The sequence below is a fragment of the Fictibacillus nanhaiensis genome (assembly GCF_042686385.1).
Classification (GTDB): Bacteria; Bacillota; Bacilli; order Bacillales; family Fictibacillaceae; genus Fictibacillus; species Fictibacillus nanhaiensis.
This window is the reverse complement of record NZ_JBHUPF010000006.1, coordinates 2,981,005-3,001,341: the sequence shown is the minus strand read 5'-3', so window position 1 is coordinate 3,001,341 and position 20,337 is coordinate 2,981,005. Positions and strand designations below refer to the sequence as shown.

Genomic DNA, 20,337 nt, shown 5'->3' with positions numbered 1-20,337 from the left:
GACAGATTAACGTTTGAAGTGTACAAAATCAATTCTCTTAAATCTAAAGAAAGCTGACTTCATGAGGTCAAAACAGCAGTAACATGCTATTTTTCGGCCTCATAAGTCAGCTTTTTGTCTATTTTTTATCTTTCATCGCTGCTTTTAATGCATCAGCCAAACTATTACCAAAGCCTTCGTCCTCTTTGTTGTTTGCGCTGTATTTTTTGAGAAGCTGGCGTTCTTCTCGCTTTGTAACCTTCTTTTTCTTGTCGTCTGCTTTTTCCACTACATTACATGGCTTGCATTGGAAGTATGTGCCTGCTTTTCCGTTGTGAAGCTCCATCTTCTTGTGGCACTGCGGACAGCGTCGGTTTGATAGCTTCGGATCTTTACGGCGACGGTACGAACACTCACGATCGGAGCATACAAGCACTTTGCCGTCACGCCCTTTAACTTCTTTTAAAAGTTTACCGCACTCCGGACACTTGGAACCAGTAAGATTGTGAGCGCGATATTCCTGCGAGCTAGATTTAATTTCCATTACTAGCTGTTTTGTTTGTTTACGGATGTTCTCTAGAAACTCTTTCGGATTTCCTTTTCCACGGGCGATGGCTTCAAGGTCTTGCTCCCATTTAGCCGTGAGTTCAGGTGACTTCAGCTCATCGTTCACAAGCTCGATCAACTGCTTTCCTTTCGGCGTAGGGTGAAGCTTATTGTTTTTTCGGTCAAGAACTTCAGAACCTAGCAGTCTTTCAATGATATCAGCCCGTGTTGCAGGTGTGCCTAGACTGTATTTTTCCATACGAGATAAAAGGTCAGCCTCTGTAAAACGGGAAGGAGGTTCTGTTAACTTTTTCTCCGTGTTTACCTCTTTTACAGATAACGATTGCCCTTCTTTGAGATTTGCGAGGGCACGCGGGCTTTCTTCTTCTTTACCAGACAGCACTTTAAATCCTGGATCAAGCACTAGCGTTTCACGGGCCATAAATGTTTCACCCGCAACGTTTAATGTAGCGGTCAACGTTTCCAATCGATACGCTGGGTAAAATAGAGCAAGGAATCGGCGTGCGATTAAATCATAAAGTTTACGCTCATCGTTATCAAGATCACCTAAGTGCAACGGTTCATCAGTCGGAATGATCGCATGGTGGTCCGTTACTTTTGAATCGTTAAATACTTTCTTTGCGACCACATTTCCTTTTTGTTTTAACAGAGGCTGCACTTCTTCGCGGTATCCAGATGACATTCCTTGAAGGCGATCAAACATCGTATTTTCCATATCTTTTGTTAAGTAGCGGGAATCTGTTCTTGGATACGTAACAAGCTTATATTGCTCATAAAGCTTTTGAAGAACAGATGATGTTTTTTTAGCAGAGAACCCGAAACGGCGGTTCGCATCACGCTGAAGTTCAGTAAGATCGTAAGGCATCGGATGCGCCTCTGTTTTTTCTTTCTTTTGAAGGGAAGAAACAGTTGCTTGCTGTCCCTTTACTTTACTAACGATCTCTGTCGCTTTTTTCTCTTCAAAAAGACGCTTCTCTCCGTTATGTTCCCATGTTGCTTTTAACATGCCGATGGTCGCATCAATTGTCCAGAAATCTTTCGGCTGAAATGCGTTAATCTCTTGCTCGCGCTCTAAGATCATGGCAAGTGTCGGTGTCTGTACACGGCCAGCAGAGAGCGGATCATTGTATTTCGTTGTTAGTGCACGAGTCACGTTTAGTCCGATGAGCCAATCTGCTTCAGAACGGCAAACGGCAGATTGATAAAGGTTGTCATATTGTTTAGCGGGTTTGAGTTGATTGAACCCATCACGAATCGCTTTATCCGTTTGAGACGAGATCCATAAACGCTTCACTGGCTTTTGCCATCTCACTTTTTCCATGATCCATCGCGCAACAAGTTCACCTTCACGTCCAGCATCGGTCGCAATAACAAGTTCACTTATATCTTTGCGTTTAGCAAGCTGTTCGATCGCACGGAATTGGGGACTGACTTGGCGTATCACTTTTAATCCCATATGTTTTGGGATGATGGGCAGATCTTCTAAACGCCATTGTTTATATTGCTTGTCATAGTCTTCTGGCATTTTTAATTCAACTAAGTGACCGAGTGCCCATGTAACGATGTGCTTCGGTCCTTCAATATAGCTTTTATTTTGTTGCTTACAGCCAAGAACTCGCGCAAGATCGCGCGCCACGCTCGGCTTTTCAGCAAGGATTAATTGTTTCATAGTGTACCCCTTTCAAACTTCTACTTTAGTCATTATAACAGAGTGTAAAAATAAGAAAAAAATGAAGATTTATTTCTCCTTCATGGTTTCTAAATCCTGTATACTGAATAGTGAGTCTATTTTACTTTGTTAAGTATTTTTTGATTAATATAGTGACACAGTTTCGGTATAACTGAGAGGGGAAAGGGAACATGTGGAAAAACCGGAATTTTTTAATTTTGATGTTTGGTCTTGCTGTATCGAGTACAGGGCTTTGGGTTGGAATTATTGGGAACCTTGAATTTCTGCAGATGAACGTAGAATCATCCTTTCTGCAAGCACTCATTATTTTAGCAGGATTTCTTGTAGGAATATTTTTAGCCCCGATGGCTGGCCGGATTATAGACAGAAGCAATAAGAAAAAGATTTTAATCTATGCTGGATTCGCTCGATGTGCTGCTATCTTTTTTATGTATTTGGCGATCGCTTATAACAATGTTTGGTGGATGGTCGTTTATACGCTTGTTATCGGGATTTCTGGTACATTCTCTCAGCCTGCTATGCAAACGATGTTGCCTTTGATCGTAAAAAAAGATGAACTTCTAGATGCCAATGGTGTTAACATGAACATCTTTACTGCTTCTCGAATCGTAGGAACTGCACTCGGTGGAGTTATGTTGGTGGGCATGTCGTTATTTTCTTTATATACGGTCACACTCGTTTCATATGTAATCCTTTTAATTTCTACCTTCTTTTTAGATGTGGAAGAACAGCCTAAGAAAGCAGACTTATCAGGCAAAAAGGATAATTTTTTCAGAACGCTTAGAGAACTGTATCCCATCATAAAGAACGAACGAAAAGTTGTGTATGGAATCTTTTTATTGATTCCTGCTTATCTATTTTTATCTGGATTCAATTTGATGGTGATTGAGATTAGTGAGTTACAAGATAATGCAGGGATTAAAGGAATTCTTTATACGACTGAAGGAGTTTGTGTATTTATTGGAACGTACTTATCAAAGAAATTTTTTAGAGATAATCCGAAGTTATCTTATATGTTCGCCATTACGTTTATTATCGCGGCCGCACATACATCTTTGTTTTTAGCAGAACATCCAATCATGTCGGTTCTTTCTTTCGGATTATTTGGTCTTGCTGCTGGAACGCTCTTTCCTGTCGTCACTACCATTTTCCAAACGGATGTCCCGTCAGACTATCACGGTCGCTTCTTTTCTATAAAAGGGATGGTCGATAATATTATCTTCCAAATTTTAATGCTATTAACAGGATTGTTCCTTGATACGATTGGATTTCATAAAATGGTCAGAGGGTTTGGTGTTTCATCATTCGTTATTGCATTTGTCATCTATTATCAATATAAAACAAAGAGTGGGACAAAACAGAAGGATAGACTGGCACCGATTAAATAAATAGAGAATAAAAGAGAGTGGCGGACCGTCACTCTTTTTGTATGCTTTTTCATTAAGTTTGTTATGAAAGCGATAAAGACTATAACAGCAAGATTTAGGACGAATTGTTAGGTTGAACTTGTTACAATGATGAAAAGATAATGGATGGAGGTGTTATCAGTGGGTACCGTACAGATGTCGTTTGATGAGATGTGGGATAAGATCATGGAATGTAACAGGTCATATGATGGACTATTTTATACAGCTGTAAAAACAACAAAGATCTATTGCCGTCCATCTTGTCGTTCACGAAAACCCAAAAAGCAAAACGTAGCGTTTTACTACTCCATTTCTCAGTGTGAAAAAGCCGGCTATCGAGCGTGTAAAAGATGTCAGCCTGAGATCGAACATTGTCCACAAATTAATCTGATTAGAAAAGCAACGAGTTATTTAGTGAACAACCATCAAAGAAGAATTCTTCTTCAAGATGTAGCGAGGCACTCTGGAGTGAGCCCATTCTATCTCGAACGATTGTTTAAAGAGGAGATGAATGTTACGCCACGAGAATTTGTGGAGAATATTCGCATTGATAAAGCGGCTTATCTGTTGAGGAATACTTCAAAAACAGGGCTCGAGATTTGCTTTGAATCGGGATTTCGGAGCCCTTCTAACTTTTATAAAACGTTTCGTACGTATAAAGGTTGTACGCCAAGTGATTACCGAAAATCGGAGAAAGACAAAGGAAACGAATCGTGAGCTGTGCCGAATTAGATGGGATTATAAAAATAGCGGTACCACAGGAATTTTCCTTTAGAGAGTGCCTGGCTTTTCTTAACAGATCACCACTAGAAATTCTTCATCACATAGATGAAAACAATATTTACAAAGTTATCACGGTGAATGATGAACTGATTTTAATGAAGATCAGTTACAAAGATCAAGAGCTCATAATAGAGTTTCCTGATCAAGTGCCTTCCAACAAACAGGTGATCGTTCAATTTGTTGAGAATTGGTTTGATCTGAATCAAGATCTTTCGTCATTTTATCAAACTGTTTCAAATGATAGCTTATTAAAGCCGCTCGTAGAACAATACTATGGATTGCGAATGATTGGTATTCCTGATCTGTTTGAAGCGTTGACTTGGGCAATAATGGGACAGCAGATTACTTTAACCTTTGCCTATACATTGAAAAAACGGATAGTTACGAGTTTTGGGGAAAAGCTTTTGATACAAGGCAAGGAACACTGGGCATACCCTTCTCCTGAAATCATCGCAGATCTTCAGATTGATGATTTAAGGAAACTTCAATTTACAACGCGAAAAGCGGAATATGTGATAGGTGTGGCAAGTGAAATAGTCGAGGGTCGGCTTTCAAAAGAAATATTAAGACATGCTGAAGATGCTGCTCAACAACTTATTTCACTTAGAGGAATTGGACCGTGGACAGCAGATTATGTATTGATGAAATGCTTACTAAAAACAGATGCTTTCCCAGTTGCTGACGTAGGGCTTCAGAATGCTGTCATGAAACAGTTGCAATGGAATCAAAAGCCAAAGATAAATGAATTAAGAATATTAGCGAAAAACTGGAGTGGTTGGGAAGCATATGCCACTTTTTATTTGTGGAGGTCATTGTATGAATAAGAACTATAAAGTAGAGCTCAAGTCACCCATAGGGGTAATAGAGATTTTGGGGACGAAAACTGTTGTCCAATCTATCCTTTTCGTAGATAGAGAGAAAGCGGTTGAAGATCAAGAGGATATTCCTTCTGTCCTTCTAGACTGTCGCGACCAACTGTTAGAATACTTTAACGGTAAACGGCAAACTTTTACGTTTCCTTTTAAATCTAGCGGTACTCCTTTCCAACACACGGTATGGAATTCACTAATTGATATTCCGTTCGCTGAAACTGCCTCTTACAGAGATATTGCCATCTCGCTTCAAAATGAAAAAGCGGTCCGGGCGGTAGGTAATGCGAATGGGAAGAATAAGTTAAGTATTGTGGTTCCTTGTCATCGAATTATAGGTTCAAGTGGGAAACTAACGGGATATGCCGGTGGTTTATGGCGAAAAGAATGGTTACTGCACCACGAGAAAAAAGTTAAGGAAACACGATTGGTATAGAAGGATAACTTTTATATTGAAACAAAAAAGACGGAATCTGATATAATAGTCAGAAAATTTAATTATATTAAGACTTCTGCATTATTTTCAGCTGTTTATAAGAAAACGGATACATTTTAATTTACAATAGTAAGAAAAAGGTTTAAAATGAGAAAGTTCCAAAAAATAGAAATATATAGGGGGCTTTTTTGATGAAAAAATTTTTAGCGGTAACAGCAGCTGCTGTTCTTGCGCTTAGCGTAGGATGTAGCAAGGAAGAAGAAAAACCGAAAGAAGAAGCTAAACCAGCGGCTGCAGAAAAGAAAGAAGATGGAAACGCTGAAAAGATTACACTTCTTAACTTTGAGAGTGAGCTTATGAACAAGCTTCGTGGCTACCACGCACCATTCAACGCATATGCAGCTGGTCTTGAAAAAGAAGGCGAAGAGGCGCTTCCTCAAGCAGAGCTTGATAAACTAAAAGCAGATGCTAAAGCTAGTGGTGAAAAAGCAGTTGCAGAAATTCCATCCATTGAAGTTCCGTCAGACCTATCAAAAGAAAACCAAGAAGCTGTAAAAGGTTCTCTTGAAGAACTTAAAAAGTCTTATGAAGCTCGTGTAGCTGGCTTAGAAGATGAGGCTAAAGCAACTGAAGCTGACGAGTTATTCACAGGCTTTGAAGAAAAGTTGAATTCCGTTCACGAAGAATTAAAATTGATCCCAGGTCAATTTGCTAAAGAAGTTCAATAATCGTCTAGATATTGCTGTCTCATATTGAGGCAGCTTTTTTATGTTTTGAAAAAAAAAAGAAGCCGAAGCTCCTTTTTAGATTATTTTATAAAAACAGACCCGCAATGGCAGCAGATAAGATACTTACTAATGTAGCACCATATAAGAGCTTCAATCCGAAGCGAGCAACCGTATTTCCTTGTTCTTCATGTAAACCTTTTACAGCACCAGTAATGATACCGATTGAAGAGAAGTTAGCAAATGAAACAAGGAAAACAGAGACGATTCCAATTGTTCGATCAGACATGTCTTTTGCATATTTAGCTAAGTCGATCATGGCTACGAACTCGTTTGATACAAGTTTAGTTGCCATGATTGTACCTGCTGAAACTGCTTCTGCCCATGGGATACCAACTAAGAATGCTACTGGAGCAAATACGTATCCAAGCATCGTTTGGAATGTAATTCCGAAAATCATGTCAAACACATCGTTGATTAACGCGATTAACGCTACAAATCCTAGAAGCATGGCACCAACGATTACAGCAACCTTAAAGCCGTCCATGATGTACTCACCAAGCATTTCGAAAAAGGTTTGTTTTTCTTCTTCAATTTCAATGATGTCATCATCTTCCGTAACTTCATAAGGATTGATAATATTTGCGATGATGAATCCACCAAATAAGTTAAGCACGAGTGCCGTTACAACGTACTTTGGATCGATCATAGCCATATATGCTCCAAGAATTGAAGCGGATACTGTAGACATAGCAGATGTACAAAGCGTATATAAACGATGCTTTGGTAGATGACCTAATAGTTTCTTAACAGAGATAAATACTTCCGATTGTCCAAAAACAGCAGAAGCAACAGCGTTATAAGACTCTAATCTTCCTAAACCGTTCACTTTACTTAGCGCAAAACCGATCCATTTGATGATGAATGGAAGAATTCTAAAGTGTTGCGCGATCCCAATTAATACAGAGATGAAAACGATCGGTAATAAAACATTTAAGAAAAAGGGCATTGCAGCTTCGTTTGCTAATCCACCGAACACGAATTCAACCCCAGCAGCTGCGTAGCTTAATAGCTTTTCAAACAGTTTAGAGATACCTTTTATAATAACAAGGCCGACGCCTGTATTTAATAGAAAGTATGTAAGGATAAGCTGTAATCCAAGCATAACTAGGATCGGCTTGTATTTGATCTTTTTGCGATCATTACTGACTAGAAAGGCTAACAAGAAAACCGCTGCTACTCCAGCCAGAAAGATGATGTACTTCATTTTACTTTTCCTCCTAAATAACTTACTTATCGAACTTTACTATTATTAGATAATTCCATGTTTTTCGCAACCGCAAAAAATTCCTACTTTGTTAGTATTAACCAAATCTATGATTTAATATTTAGTTACAAGGTTTTTACTACTTTTAGGAGAAGTATTAATGTGATTATTGAAAAAAGGGAGCGGGTAATTTGAAACAAGCACTACTTGTCATTGATGCACAACAAGAACTCATGGATGGAAATGAAAAAGAACAAGGAGTTTATAACAAAGAAGGACTGCTTCAAAACATTAATAAAGTAATTGGACAAGCAAAACAAGCAGAAGCTTCCGTTGTTTTTGTTAGAGACTTAGATGTTTCTGAGGGGAAGGGATCAGGCTTTGAGGTTCACTCTGTAATACACGTACCGAAAGAGGCTAAGGTTTTTGATAAAAAAGCAACGAATGCCTTTTATGATACATCTTTGTTAAGTTATCTAAAAGAGGAGGGAATTGTTCATCTTGTTCTGATGGGTTGCAAGACAGAGCATTGCATCGATACCGCAGTTCGATTTGCGACTGTCTCTGGCTTCGATGTTACGCTTGTTGAAGACGGGCACTCCACTTCAGATACAGAAGTGTTAAAAGCTGAACAAATTATAAGCCATCACAACAAAATTTTGCACGGCCATTATAACGTTGATCATTTTTCAGTTGTACGTAAGGCGGAGGAAGATCTATTCCATCCCATTCATAACCATTACCGGTAAAGCAAAACGTTTGTCTTCAAGTGATTAAATATGATTAAATACGTACGATAAAAGGTGAATGAAGAAATTAAAAGGAGGACTAGGATGAGTCAATTAACAATTCAAAATTTTGAACTAGCACGAAGATTCTTCCTGAAACAAGTGGATGGATTAGATGAGATGGCAGCGGATGTTCAACCAGATGGGTTCAATAATAACATTCGCTGGCATATCGGACATGTCCTCACAACTTCAGAGTATTTTTTGTTTGGATTTCCGGAACATTCTTCAAACTTACCAAAACAATATGTGGAGTTATTTAATAAAGGAACAAGCCCTGCAGATTGGAAAGGGGAAGTGCCTACTCTTAAGGAACTTAAACAGCAGCTAGAAGAACAGTCTTTACGCGTAAAAGAATTATCGACAGAAAAATTAAATGAAAAGCTGGAGAAACCTTTATTCAACCTGACTACTTTCGGTGAGCTCGTGAATTTCACTGTCTTTCATGAAACCCATCACTTAGGTCAAATGCATGCGATTAAAAGAGTCGTAGAAAACCAAACGGTTAAACAAGCATAGTTTTTAAAACAAAAAAACAGTGAATGCCTAAAAAGGTTTTCACTGTTTTTGTATATACTTTATAGTAATAAATATGCTATTATAGAAAAGACGCACTACGTTAATAATTATATGTATATTTGTTCCTAATTTTATTATACGATAAAACAGGGGTGTGTGTCAACGATTAACTAATAAATTTTTTTGTAGGGGGAAATCGGATGACAACATGGAATCAGGAGCAACAGAAAGAACAAAAACGTGTAGATCAAGTCATTCATAAACTTTCTGATGAAACAGATAAACTTCTGGAACATCTAGGAGGGAAAAAGGCCGATGTTGTTCAAATCAGAAAGAATTTTTGGTCTGATGTAACAGTGAACCTTGAAGATGCCGACGATGCAATTGAAACTGCAGCAAGTATCAAACAGCAATCAGAGCTATTATCCGAGATTGAACGAAGTCATACTTCTGCAGAAACTCGCCTTAAAACCTATGAGAAGTTGAAGAGCTCCCCTTACTTTGGGCGAATTGATTTTAAAGAAGATGGTGAAAAGAGGGCTGAACAAGTCTATATCGGTATAGCCTCTTATTATGATGAACCTAGTAGTACATTCCTTGTTCATGATTGGCGTGCGCCGATTTCAAGTCTGTACTATGATCACTCTCTTGGCGAAGCTGATTATCGTGCACCGAGTGGCAACATTGAAGGACAGCTCGAACTAAAAAGACAGTTTATGATAAAGAATGCTAATATAACAGGAATGTTTGATACGGGAGAAGCGATCGGAGACGATTTATTACAGCACGTATTAGGCAACCAAGCGAATACACAGATGAAAAGTATTGTGGCCACCATCCAAAAAGAACAAAATGCCATCATACGTAATACAACGAGTGATCTACTCGTTGTTCAAGGTGCAGCTGGATGTGGAAAGACGTCAGCAGCTCTTCAACGTGTGGCTTTTCTATTATACCGAGATCGAGAGACCATTCAGTCACACCACGTTGTATTATTTTCACCAAACAATATGTTTAATAGCTATGTAGCCAACGTACTGCCTGAACTAGGTGAGGAAAACATGGAACAAACAACGTTTCAAGCTTATGTGGATCATCACTTAAGAGGAGAATATTCTATTGAGACGCCTTTTGAGCAGATCGAAGAGCTTTTATCTGAACAAGGAGATTCGAAGCGTGTAGAAGCGATCCAGTTTAAAGCCTCCGTTGAATTCTTAGAAGCGATCCATCGCTATGCTGAGAAGTTAAGTGAATCTGGCATGCAGTTTTCACATGTAAGATTTCGAGATCGTATCGTGATTCGTGCTAAACAGATCAGTGAATACTTCTATTCTCTCGACAAAAAAGAAGCCATCCCTTATCGAATGAAGAAAACCGCTGCTTGGGTCTTAGAAGAGCTAAAGAAAATAGAACGAAGAGAACGTAAGAAACCATGGGTTGAAAAAGAGATACAACTTATTGATAAAAATGTTTATACAAGGTTGTATGAGAAGTTAGAGGAGCGTAATAAATATGGAGCTGACTCGTTTAACGATCTATCGAGCGAACAAAAAGTACTCTCAGCTTATGTGACGCGAATTGCCTTCAAATCATTAAGAGAAAGCATTGAACAGTTTTCGTTCTTAGATGTGAAAAGCATATATGCTAAGCTGTTTCAGAAAAATAAACGATTGATGGAGGACGTGAATACTTGGAACGAGATCTGCAATCAAACATTGTTTAATCTGAAACAAAACCATCTAGCGAATGAAGATGCAACCCCGCTTTTATATGTTAAAGAACTATTAGTAGGTTTTCAATCGAACGCTGCGGTTCGTCATGTTTTTATTGACGAAGCACAAGATTTTTCACCGTTTCAGTTTGCTTTTATTCAGCGTATTTTCCCAAGAGCAAACCTAACGATACTAGGTGACTTAAATCAATCGATTTACGCACATGCGTCAGATGAAACCTTCAGTATGCTCAAAAACGTATTAAACAAGAAGAATCCTGAAACGATTACTCTTCAAAGAAGTTATCGCTCTACGAAAGAAATCGTAGAGTTTACGAAAAGTCTTCTAAATGACGGAAGCGAGATTATTCCGTTCAATCGTTCTGGTGATAAACCAGTTATAGCAGCGGTAGAGCGTGAGGAGGATCATCTGAACGAGGTTGTGAATCTTGTTGGAGATTGGTTGAACAAAGGCCATGAAACAATAGCGGTGATCTGCCGTTCGGCTAAAGAGAGCAAAGCCGTTTATGAGAAACTGAAAGATAATCTAGATGTGCGGCTCATGATCGATGAGGATGCCTCTTTCCAAAAAGGCGTTATCGTTATCCCATCTTATTTAGCCAAGGGAATTGAATTTGACGCAGTAGCGATTTTTGATGCATCAGGCTACCAACTTGAACGGGAACGAAAACTGTTTTACACGGTATGTACACGAGCGATGCATGAGTTAACCGTTTTTTATACAGGAAAACCTTGCCCATTTATAGAAGAAGCATCTGAGAATTTGTATGAGGTTGTTCGTTAAACGTATTGATCCGTTGTTTCTTTAGGAAACAGCGGATTTTTTCTTTTTATTATATGTTTTTTCCATTTTTGATTTTTTCCTTTTAGGGTAACGATAACAAGAAGGAGGGAATAGAAATGGCTTTTGATTATGATCTTGATTTTGATAATATCGATTTTCGAAAACATCCTGAAAAATATCGTGTTGGACGTGGTGAGCAAGGAGTACTTTTAGTGGAACCGTATAAGAGTGAAATCCTGCCGCACTGGCGTTTTAAGACGCCAGAAGAAGCTGAAAAGTCTTCCAAGAAAATCTATGAACAATTTCTAGATTATAAGAAAAACAAAGACTTTGTTGGAGCAGATATGGCGAGAAAGTTTCTTCAGATGGGATATACACGTGCTAGAAGGTACACGAACTATAAAGGCGGAAGGAAATACAATGAAGATGGCGAGGTCAATAGGCGGAAAATAGATCCTGTAAAAGCAAAGTCAGCAGCAATCTTTGAGGAGAAGTGGAAACTAGCTCGTACCGATGAAGAATATTTGAAAATGAAAAAAGCACATCAAAAAGAATTTGGTTAAGCACCTCCTTTTATAAAGGAGATGCTTTTTTTAATAACGCTAGAATAGCATAGATTCTTTGTTTTAAACGGTGACGACCTTGTTTTCAGAAACAAACTCCCCGAAAACTAACTTCTCAAGAGGTGCTACATGTGTTACGAATTCCTCTAAACGTTCTTTCACCTCTAGATCCCGGTCAAATTCTTCCATCGTCATTCGTGCATGTTCTTCAGATTGAAAGCGAAGAAGGCCGATCCAGAGTTCTTCTCCTTCTTCAACTTGCAGTTTTTCCGAAATAGAAGAAAGCCCATAATTTTTTGGTGAAGTGGAGAGTTTGAAAATCTGTTCTGTTACCCCTCCGTATTCTTGGAACTTTTTGTTGGATGTATCGGATATTTCAAGAAATTTTTCTTTCACTTCAGGTTTTAATTTATAAAAATATACGAGTAGATATGCCATCATTTAACCTCCGATTTTTTTAGCCATTTTGATAAAACTAGATCGATCACAACTCCTGGTCTGTCCCAATGCAACAAGTGTGTCGTGTTTGGAACTACTTTTAGTTCACCGTGTGCGTTCTTTCTAAACGTATCCGCGGTCTGCAATCTTAATTCTGACAAACGCTCAGGCACAGTGGATACAAGTAAAGTAATACCTGGCGGCAGAAGGTGATAAATATCTTCTGTTTCGTTCAAATGCATGCCACGAATGATATGTCGAGCAGTTTCCCCTTTTGCATGCCAGTAAACTTTGCCATCTCTTTCAAATCCAAGATCTTTAACAGCGACATCTTTTAACGATGACCACATCAAATAGTTTTCTTTTTCTGCTCGAAAAAAGTCATTCCATGAATCGAACACGTACTCATCAAAATCTTTTTCATAATGGTCCATCTCTTCTTCTAAAGAGGAAGACCATATACGCTTAGTTTGATAGCCGCCGTCAATTAAAATCGTATCCAAAACATGTTCAGGATAACGAACCAAATAGTGAAGAGCTAGAAAGCTGCCCCAAGAGTGTGATAAGAAATAGAAATCGCTTACATTTAATTGCTTTAATAAACCATTTAGCCAATCAACAAGTCTAGGCATCTCATAATCTCTAGGAGTGTCAAAGGGCTCAGATCTCCCGTGACCTGGAGCATCGAACGCAATGATCTTAAAATCCTTCTGTAACTCCTCAGCTACTTCTAGAAAACTAAGGCTCGTACTTCCTAATCCGTGTAAGCAAACAATGGTAGGATTGTGAGCTTCACCCCATTCTGTAAGACCGATTATTTTTTCTTTGTATGGGATTAGTGACCTTCTCATCCCTCTGCCAACTCCTGATTATTTCAAAAAAATTCCGTTTCATTTCACTTAGTGAAGTTTTGTATCTTTCAATAGTATCATATTATTATAAAATCGTTTGAATAGTTTGAAAAGAATGGAATGATTACGAACCATAAAATGGTAATATGGTAATAGGATGTCATATACAAAGGGGGAGAGTTAATGGATAGCAATCCATATGTAAAGAGAAGTTCATATTTACTGCTTGCCATATTTCCTGTATTGATGGTGGGTTATTACTTTGCTGTAAATCATGAAAATTTGTTCTTTCTATATGAGTGGGCGTTGCTAGTGATAGTATTTGGAGCAGGTTTAATGTCTTTAATCGGTGCCTTTAAAACAAAAGAAAAAGAAAAGTGGGTTTTACTTTCAATACTAGCGTTTTGTGTTCAGTTTGCAGTTCTCGCTATGTTTTTAGGACCTTTGACGTTTTACTTCATGTTTTTTGGGTACTACGCAGCAGCGATACTGGGGATGACTGTGTTTGGAATCACGATCTCTAAAGTGGATAACTATCGATTCATTTCTGTTATTTTTATGATCATTTCTGTGCTGCTTACTCTATACATGTTTTTTTTACAATCGTTATGGGGGCAAGATCTAACGTAAAGAAAGCGGGGAATTGGATGTTACTGTGCGTTAAGAGAATAACGTTGATTTTGAGTTGTCTCCTTTTATTAATAGCTGTGGGATGTACTTCATTCCGCTCCTCTAATGAGGTAAAAGTGACTTCTGAAATGAATAAGTTGATTTCGGATTATATCATTCTTCATTATGATGGAGTATATCCAAAAACGGATAAACAGTTTGAAGTTCACAAGATCTATGGAGCGAAAGAAACGGGAGCAGTAACATCGGTCTATCTATATTCTTTGTTTTTAGGTTTTAACGAAGAAACGAAGACTGAAGGGCAATCCGGTCATTCAGTTCCTGCTGTGATCAAACTCAAGAGTGAAGGCGGCAAGTATGTGATCTCACATTATAAGGAACCACGCGATGGAGCTGACTTTAAACGATCCTTGTATAAAATCTTTCCGAGAAAATACGCAGGAATAGCATTAAAAGACACGGAAAATTCCGCAGGTCTTCAGAAGGAGATGAAACAAAAGGCAGAAATGTGGCTAAGAAAATAGCACTATTTATGTTCACAAAAAATCCTAAGGAAAAGTGATTCAAATCACACATTCTCTTTTATCATTCTTTTACGATAGAGTTGTAGGAAGAATATAAGGGGGAATTGACATGTTACAACAAAAAACCATTGAAATTATTAAGTCAACCGTACCTGTTTTGCAAGTACACGGAGAAACGATTACTTCCCGTTTCTATGAAATGCTGTTTCAGAAACATCCAGAGCTTTTGAATATATTTAACCATGCAAACCAAAAAAAAGGTCGTCAGCAAGCTGCATTAGCAAACGCAGTATACGCAGCAGCAGCAAATATCGATAAGCTTGAATCCATCATTCCGGTCGTAAAAGGAATCGCCCATAAACATCGTAGTCTAGGCGTGAAGCCAGAGCACTATCCTGTGGTCGGTGAAAACCTGCTTCTTGCAATGAAAGACGTACTTGGTGACGTTGCTACTGATGAAATCATTAATGCTTGGGCGGAAGCATATGGGGTGATCGCGGATGTATTTATTGGTATTGAACGAACCATGTATGAGGATGCGGGTTGGGAAGGCTTTAGACCTTTTGTCGTAGCACGGAAAGTAGAAGAAAGCTCTGTAATAACGTCCTTCTATTTAGTACCGCAAGATGAAAAGCCACTTGCAAAATTTAAGCCCGGCCAATTTGTGAGTGTCAAAATGGATATCCCAGGTCAGGAAAACACACATATTAGACAGTATAGCTTGTCTGATGCTCCAGGGAAAAGCAGCTACCGAATCTCTGTAAAAAAAGAAAGCGGTAGAAATGCAGTAGAAGGAATGGTTTCCGTTTATTTGCATGAGAATGTAAAAGAAGGCGACATCCTTTACTTGAGCGCTCCAGCAGGCGATTTTTATTTAAATACAACCAGTGAAAAGCACGTAGTACTTATTAGTGGAGGTGTAGGTTTAACTCCTATGGTGAGTATGCTGAAAACCGTAGCAAGTGAACAGAAAGGACGAAAAATCACATTTGTTCATGCTGCAATCAACGGCCAAGCACACGCTTTAAAGAAAGAAGTTAAAGAAATTGCAGAAGCTTCAGATCATATCACTACACATTTTGTGTATGAAAGTCCATTAGACGATGACCTAGACTATACAAAGACTGGTTACGTCGATCAAGCTTGGTTGAAGGAGATTTTACCTTTAAAAGATGATGCAGAATACTATTTCTGTGGTCCGATTCCATTTATGCAGGTGATACATACAGCTCTTCAAGAGTTGAATGTACCAAAAGAATACATTCATTTTGAGTTCTTTGGCCCGGCCTCTGATCTCGAGAAGGAAAGTATCAAGGCATAAAGAAGCAAAACACCTTCCTGAACGTGAACGAGGAAGGTGTTTTGTTATTTAGACGAAGGATAGTGGAAGCTTTGTATCATTGATTTCCGTTTAACTAGGAGGAGAATCAACAAGGAAACTAGACTTATTGAAATAATCCAGGCGCCTAAATAGATGCCACCGATTGTAAATGCTCTAGAGATTCTTACAGAAAAGAAAATCCACCCCACTATGCCAACTGTACCTATACATAAGTTAAGCATCAAACTGACAAAGAAGTGGGGAAGCACCATACCCGTATGGGATACCGTAAACTTGGCGTATTTGTAGCTGATCGGTAATCCGAGTAGAAGAAACAATGTATAAAAAATCACATTAAGGTCTGCTTCACTCAAATGGTTCACTCCTTTTTATGACGTAATATTCCTTTATTCTTAACAACCGAAAAACATTCCATATCATAAAAAAACTCGATAAGGTCAATCTTTGCCTCATCGAGTCATTCTTATTCATTAATTGTCAGTTCCAGTCTTCATAATCCTATCAAACTGTTCTTGAGATAATTTCTTAACTTGTAAAGGAGCCTTCACCTTTCTTACTTTTCGGCTTCTTTTCGTATAAGCACCCTTTGCAAGGTATTGACGTTTCATTGCTTCAACCATAAAGTTCAACGCTAGGATGGTTACTGCAAATCCCGCGAGTGGAGCAAATACGATCCACCGATCACCACGAATTTGATAGTAGTTGGCACCAATCATGCTCGACCATTCGTTAATCATAGCAACAGGCACGGTATTATTTTCTAACGGATCAAGTGTAACAAAGTCAGTTCCACCAATAAAAACTTGTAAAATGCCAAGATGGGCTGCAAGTAAAAGCGTTGCGATTAGCTGCTGGCTGTATAGGATGCTTAATCGCGGTTTTAAATATGGTAATACGTGTTTACGAAGCTTGTGAATTCTGCCTCCTCCTAGCACTTTAACGGAAGAGATAAATTCATTCTCTAGAAATTTGGATGTTTCGTTGGCTACCGTTACCATCACGGTAGGGACAGCGATTAATATGAGAATCATCATTGAAAAAATGGTTTGTTGTTCTTTCGGAACAGACCAAGTAAAAATCTGAAGAACAGGATATATGAGCAAATAAGCAACAATGGTAGCAGGTGCATAATAAAAAGATTCAAAGAGTTTGCTTGAAATCCTAAGAACAGGCTTTGGTAGCTGACTCAAGATTAATCCCAATAGCGTTCCGAAGAAAAGACGAGCGAACGCGATTAAGAAGGCAAATCCTAATGTATACTTTGCTCCATCGATCACCTTGTGTAATATGCTGACACCAAATCGATCTGTACCAAAAGGCATTTCTTTAAAAGGAGCGAGAGGTGCTGAATCAATGGGCTGCTTTTGTTCATCAAATCGAATTTGCATCACTGGCTGTTTTTCATTGGGTACAAAATGTGAATAGATGATGCTTCCGAGAAACAAAGATACAATAATTAGAAAACCACTCAAAAATAACGGACTTCTCCATACAGACATCTTACGCCACCTCCTCATCATTACGTCCTAGCTTATACTCCAGAATGTAGGAGGAAAGTGTAAATAATAAATAAAATGGAACGAACATGAGTAAAACGCTCACTGTAATGACATCCGGCGTCGTAGGTCCATTATCGAGCATAAAATCAGTGATACCGGGAATTGCCATAATTGTCTCTACCATAAAGAGTGTAGAGATTAATAACCAATAGACGTTCTTTGAATAATAAAACAGACTCAAAAGTGAATTTCTTAACATGTGAATATAAAGGACTAGCGCATATCGTATTCCTTTTGCGCGTGCAAATTCTACATACATTTTTGAATCTTCATCATCAAGTAAAAACAGCAACGTTCTAATTAAGAAAAGGGTTGGTAGAATGCTCAAACAAAAGATCGGTAGAAAATAGCTAGGATTTTGATCGCTATGTACGATTGGGAATAAAAGGTTTCCCGTATTTCTAACATACAAAATCATACTATATTGAATGATTACAACTATAAAAATATCAGGTAAGGACTCGAGTGAAAAGAATAAGAAGCGAATTCCTTTTTGAATACGGTCAGGCAAGATCTTGATGATCAGAGCTAGTATAATTGATGAAGCGATGGCTAAAAAAAATGCACCTAACACTAGTTTTATAGAATAAAAATAAGGTTTTAAAATGGTTGGAAATAGTAATTTTTCCTGTTGATACTCATAAAAAGTTACGTTTGAAAATGTTACGAGATTTATCAACAAATCCCATATCTTATCAAGATAAGGTTCAAAAAATAATCCTAGATCCTGGTTTAAAAAAAGTGCATTAGTGAGTGCCCCAGATTCTAACAAACGAGCTACAGCTTCTATACCCTGAACATTGCTGAAGAAAAGGTAAGGAAGTGCACCAATGAAAAAAACACCTACGATCGGCATCAAAAAATAAACAATGCGCCGAAGGACAAGTAAATACATAAAATTTTCCCCCTAAATCTCTCTATCTCTTTTTTATCTAATAAAGTTAACTATAATTATTCGACATAATCCATTATTTTCCTCCATATAAAAATAAAAAAGCTCCCGCTCGGGAAACTTATTTTAGAATGCTTAAGTATGTTTTCCATGGACCGACGTCCAGATCATAACGCTTAGCCAAACCCTTGTAATCTGGTTGATGTGAGTAAGGTCATGAACGGCCCACGTGGATAATAATTGTTGTAGGGTAATAGATCCAAACTCAGGATGTAATCCAGTCTTACTCAGATCAAGGGAACTTATATTTAAAGTACCTAATTGATATAAGCTTTGCTGCCGACTTTGTGAAAATTCACGCAGCAGCTCTTCCACCCCTGTTTCTTTTCCCAGATGAGAGAATCGATCAAAGGGTGGAAGAGGTGCATTCTCATAGCTTGAAAGAATGCTATTAATCCGTGGTATCCAGTTGCTCTTTTCACAGTCGATCAAGTGAGCGACGACTTCAAGAGAATTCCATGAATCTCCACCCTCATTGCCATTTAACCACTCATTTGAGAGTCCTGATAACAAGTTTGTCAAAACGGCAGGTGTATGCTCTAAAATTTCGAGAGCTTCACTTTGTTTAAAGTTCATGGTTTAATACTCCATTCTTCAAAGTGATAAAATCATCAATCCTTTTTATCACACTTTTAACCGTATCAATAGACGTTAGGATATCGTTGTCCACTTCAAGTGCATGATTTGCATCTGTAGGAATCATACAGTCTATTGATGGGTTACGTATGATTTGATTCATTTTATCAATGTCATAAAAGGGATCTTTATCCCCAATTACACAAAGGCTGTCCTGGATACATGTGCTTAGTGTTTGAAAAACCTGTTCATCAATTAAACGAGGTGTTAGCCAGATTGCCTTCGTGCTCCGGCTGGGCAACATGTCTAGTGCGGTGGGTATAGCCATAGTGCCAAAGGATTTTCCTATCAGGTAATAAGATTTATAAATGGTGTGATCAACCACTTCATTTAAAACTGTGGAAACATCGTTAATAAGGGCTGATGTGATTTCATCAAAGCTGAAATCTTCGTATTCTGTTGAAGAATAAGGATAGTTTACATGTAATACATCATATCCTTTGCTTAAAAAAGCTCCAGAAGAAAAATGGAACAACGGGGATTTAACCGTATACCCTATACCCGGAAGCATGATGGCGAGCCCTATTGGCTGATCTGTTTTGGTTTGTATTACGTAAGGAATCTTCAGCTGTTTATACCCAGAGATAGTAGCAGATTTCTCTTTCATATTGGAACCTCCCTCCATAGTATTATTGAATGGTATCGTACAATTCGATCTTTAATTGATCTACATTGTTAAAGGAATAGAAAACCTCGATGTGCCAGTTGTTTAGAAGCCTAACGTATCCATTCTTTTGGGTCCACTTGTGTAATCTTTCATAGGTGTCTTTAATTTCTTCATTTCTTCCAACATGTTGGATGCTAGCATATCTTTGAGGTGGAATAGTTAAAGTCACCAGTCCAGTTGGAACATTTTCGAAGTTTTCTACTTCCACACAGACCCAATATCCATCTTCTTGAACTGTAGAAGCATCAACAATGAACGCTCCTATTTGAACGGCTGGGTCCACAACATGCAGAATGGACTCTAGTTGGGATTGCAGACTCTTCGAAGCTTTCGGAATCTCGTGGATGTATTGATCTCCCTCGCAAAGAACCCTCAAACCAACTAGCTTCATCTCCTGATGTTCCGTTACTACGGGTGTTTTAAGAACTGTTTTCTTATACATTGCCAAAACTCCTTTTTCCTTCTATTACTACTTTCTTCTCGTAAAGAAAATGTTATCCTTTATTTTCCTGAAAAGGAAGAAGGATTTCCTGTTATTATCAGTTTTCTCCTACCATTCTACTGTTTGTTATGAAAACGCATACAACCAATGGCGCAAAAGCTTCTATGCTCCTTATTTATTTCAATCAA

At 38.3% G+C, this 20,337-nt stretch carries 22 protein-coding genes; 12 read left to right on the top strand and 10 right to left on the bottom strand.

The genetic code is table 11. The features are described 5' to 3' along the window. Positions 1–118 precede the first annotated feature (118 nt). The gene (locus ACFS5O_RS19140; protein WP_205725536.1) at positions 119–2,215 is read right to left on the bottom strand and encodes a DNA topoisomerase III; all 2,097 of its coding nucleotides are present in this window, start codon (positions 2,213–2,215) and stop codon (positions 119–121) included. A gap of 191 nt (positions 2,216–2,406) precedes the next feature. On the opposite strand from ACFS5O_RS19140, the gene ACFS5O_RS19135 reads away from it, so the two are divergent. From ACFS5O_RS19135 to ACFS5O_RS19115, 5 genes are all read left to right on the top strand, one after another. Beyond that, positions 2,407–3,624, top strand: coding sequence for an MFS transporter (locus tag ACFS5O_RS19135; RefSeq protein WP_205725537.1), 1,218 nt, complete (start codon positions 2,407–2,409; stop codon positions 3,622–3,624). Positions 3,625–3,783: 159 nt separating this feature from the next. Then, complete coding sequence (locus tag ACFS5O_RS19130; RefSeq protein WP_318300155.1) at positions 3,784–4,359, top strand: bifunctional transcriptional activator/DNA repair enzyme AdaA; 576 nt, start codon at positions 3,784–3,786, stop codon at positions 4,357–4,359. Then, the gene (locus ACFS5O_RS19125) at positions 4,356–5,249 is read left to right on the top strand and encodes a DNA-3-methyladenine glycosylase family protein (RefSeq protein ID WP_205725538.1); all 894 of its coding nucleotides are present in this window, start codon (positions 4,356–4,358) and stop codon (positions 5,247–5,249) included. The genes ACFS5O_RS19130 and ACFS5O_RS19125 overlap by 4 nt, the downstream gene beginning before the upstream one ends. Beyond that, positions 5,242–5,730: a methylated-DNA--[protein]-cysteine S-methyltransferase gene (locus ACFS5O_RS19120; RefSeq protein ID WP_205725539.1), complete on the top strand. Its 489-nt coding sequence runs from the start codon at positions 5,242–5,244 to the stop codon at positions 5,728–5,730. The genes ACFS5O_RS19125 and ACFS5O_RS19120 overlap by 8 nt, the downstream gene beginning before the upstream one ends. Before the next feature lie 191 nt (positions 5,731–5,921). After that, a complete protein-coding gene (locus ACFS5O_RS19115; protein WP_205725540.1) occupies positions 5,922–6,458 on the top strand; it encodes a hypothetical protein in 537 nt (178 codons plus the stop codon). 85 nt (positions 6,459–6,543) lie between these two features. On the opposite strand, the gene ACFS5O_RS19110 is transcribed toward ACFS5O_RS19115, so the two are convergent. Next, a complete protein-coding gene (locus tag ACFS5O_RS19110; protein WP_205725541.1) occupies positions 6,544–7,722 on the bottom strand; it encodes a NupC/NupG family nucleoside CNT transporter in 1,179 nt (392 codons plus the stop codon). Between the two features lie 191 nt (positions 7,723–7,913). Here ACFS5O_RS19110 and ACFS5O_RS19105 point away from each other — a divergent pair, with 191 nt between their 5' ends. The 4 genes from ACFS5O_RS19105 (at position 7,914) to ACFS5O_RS19090 (ending at position 12,108) form a co-directional block, all read left to right on the top strand. After that, entirely contained in the window at positions 7,914–8,471 is a 558-nt protein-coding gene (locus ACFS5O_RS19105) for a cysteine hydrolase family protein (RefSeq protein WP_205725542.1), read from the top strand. An 84-nt stretch (positions 8,472–8,555) separates the two neighbouring features. Continuing rightward, complete coding sequence (locus ACFS5O_RS19100) at positions 8,556–9,029, top strand: DinB family protein (RefSeq protein WP_205725543.1); 474 nt, start codon at positions 8,556–8,558, stop codon at positions 9,027–9,029. A gap of 200 nt (positions 9,030–9,229) precedes the next feature. Continuing rightward, positions 9,230–11,545 carry an RNA polymerase recycling motor HelD gene (gene helD, locus ACFS5O_RS19095; RefSeq protein ID WP_205725544.1) on the top strand — a complete coding sequence of 772 codons (2,316 nt, stop codon included), beginning with the start codon at positions 9,230–9,232 and terminating at the stop codon, positions 11,543–11,545. A 116-nt stretch (positions 11,546–11,661) separates the two neighbouring features. After that, positions 11,662–12,108 (top strand): DUF4385 domain-containing protein, encoded by a 447-nt coding sequence (locus ACFS5O_RS19090; protein WP_205725545.1) that lies wholly within the window; start codon positions 11,662–11,664, stop codon positions 12,106–12,108. Between the two features lie 63 nt (positions 12,109–12,171). On the opposite strand, the gene ACFS5O_RS19085 is transcribed toward ACFS5O_RS19090, so the two are convergent. Continuing rightward, complete coding sequence (locus tag ACFS5O_RS19085; RefSeq protein WP_379839600.1) at positions 12,172–12,549, bottom strand: hypothetical protein; 378 nt, start codon at positions 12,547–12,549, stop codon at positions 12,172–12,174. Continuing rightward, a complete protein-coding gene (locus tag ACFS5O_RS19080; protein WP_205725547.1) occupies positions 12,546–13,397 on the bottom strand; it encodes an alpha/beta fold hydrolase in 852 nt (283 codons plus the stop codon). Before ACFS5O_RS19080 ends, ACFS5O_RS19085 begins: the two co-directional genes overlap by 4 nt. Before the next feature lie 183 nt (positions 13,398–13,580). On the opposite strand from ACFS5O_RS19080, the gene ACFS5O_RS19075 reads away from it, so the two are divergent. The 3 genes from ACFS5O_RS19075 to hmpA all read left to right on the top strand — a co-directional run bounded on the left by ACFS5O_RS19075 (position 13,581) and on the right by hmpA (position 15,872). Beyond that, on the top strand, positions 13,581–14,027 hold the full coding sequence (locus ACFS5O_RS19075) for a hypothetical protein (RefSeq protein WP_205725548.1): 447 nt from the start codon (positions 13,581–13,583) through the stop codon (positions 14,025–14,027). A gap of 128 nt (positions 14,028–14,155) precedes the next feature. Beyond that, positions 14,156–14,551 carry a hypothetical protein gene (locus tag ACFS5O_RS19070; protein WP_205725549.1) on the top strand — a complete coding sequence of 132 codons (396 nt, stop codon included), beginning with the start codon at positions 14,156–14,158 and terminating at the stop codon, positions 14,549–14,551. A 109-nt stretch (positions 14,552–14,660) separates the two neighbouring features. Beyond that, complete coding sequence (gene hmpA / locus ACFS5O_RS19065) at positions 14,661–15,872, top strand: NO-inducible flavohemoprotein (protein ID WP_205725550.1); 1,212 nt, start codon at positions 14,661–14,663, stop codon at positions 15,870–15,872. A gap of 44 nt (positions 15,873–15,916) precedes the next feature. On the opposite strand, the gene ACFS5O_RS19060 is transcribed toward hmpA, so the two are convergent. The 6 genes from ACFS5O_RS19060 to ACFS5O_RS19035 all read right to left on the bottom strand — a co-directional run bounded on the left by ACFS5O_RS19060 (position 15,917) and on the right by ACFS5O_RS19035 (position 20,149). Continuing rightward, positions 15,917–16,246: a hypothetical protein gene (locus tag ACFS5O_RS19060; protein WP_379839597.1), complete on the bottom strand. Its 330-nt coding sequence runs from the start codon at positions 16,244–16,246 to the stop codon at positions 15,917–15,919. A gap of 117 nt (positions 16,247–16,363) precedes the next feature. Then, a complete protein-coding gene (locus ACFS5O_RS19055) occupies positions 16,364–17,392 on the bottom strand; it encodes an ABC transporter permease (RefSeq protein ID WP_205725552.1) in 1,029 nt (342 codons plus the stop codon). Between the two features lies 1 nt (position 17,393). After that, a complete protein-coding gene (locus ACFS5O_RS19050) occupies positions 17,394–18,347 on the bottom strand; it encodes an ABC transporter permease subunit (RefSeq protein ID WP_205725553.1) in 954 nt (317 codons plus the stop codon). Between the two features lie 132 nt (positions 18,348–18,479). Then, a complete protein-coding gene (locus ACFS5O_RS19045) occupies positions 18,480–18,980 on the bottom strand; it encodes a DinB family protein (RefSeq protein ID WP_318300156.1) in 501 nt (166 codons plus the stop codon). Further along, positions 18,970–19,647, bottom strand: a complete 678-nt coding sequence (locus ACFS5O_RS19040; protein ID WP_205725554.1) for an alpha/beta fold hydrolase — start codon at positions 19,645–19,647, stop codon at positions 18,970–18,972. Before ACFS5O_RS19040 ends, ACFS5O_RS19045 begins: the two co-directional genes overlap by 11 nt. A gap of 22 nt (positions 19,648–19,669) precedes the next feature. Next, a complete protein-coding gene (locus ACFS5O_RS19035; protein WP_205725555.1) occupies positions 19,670–20,149 on the bottom strand; it encodes a GyrI-like domain-containing protein in 480 nt (159 codons plus the stop codon). Positions 20,150–20,337: the final 188 nt, after the last annotated feature.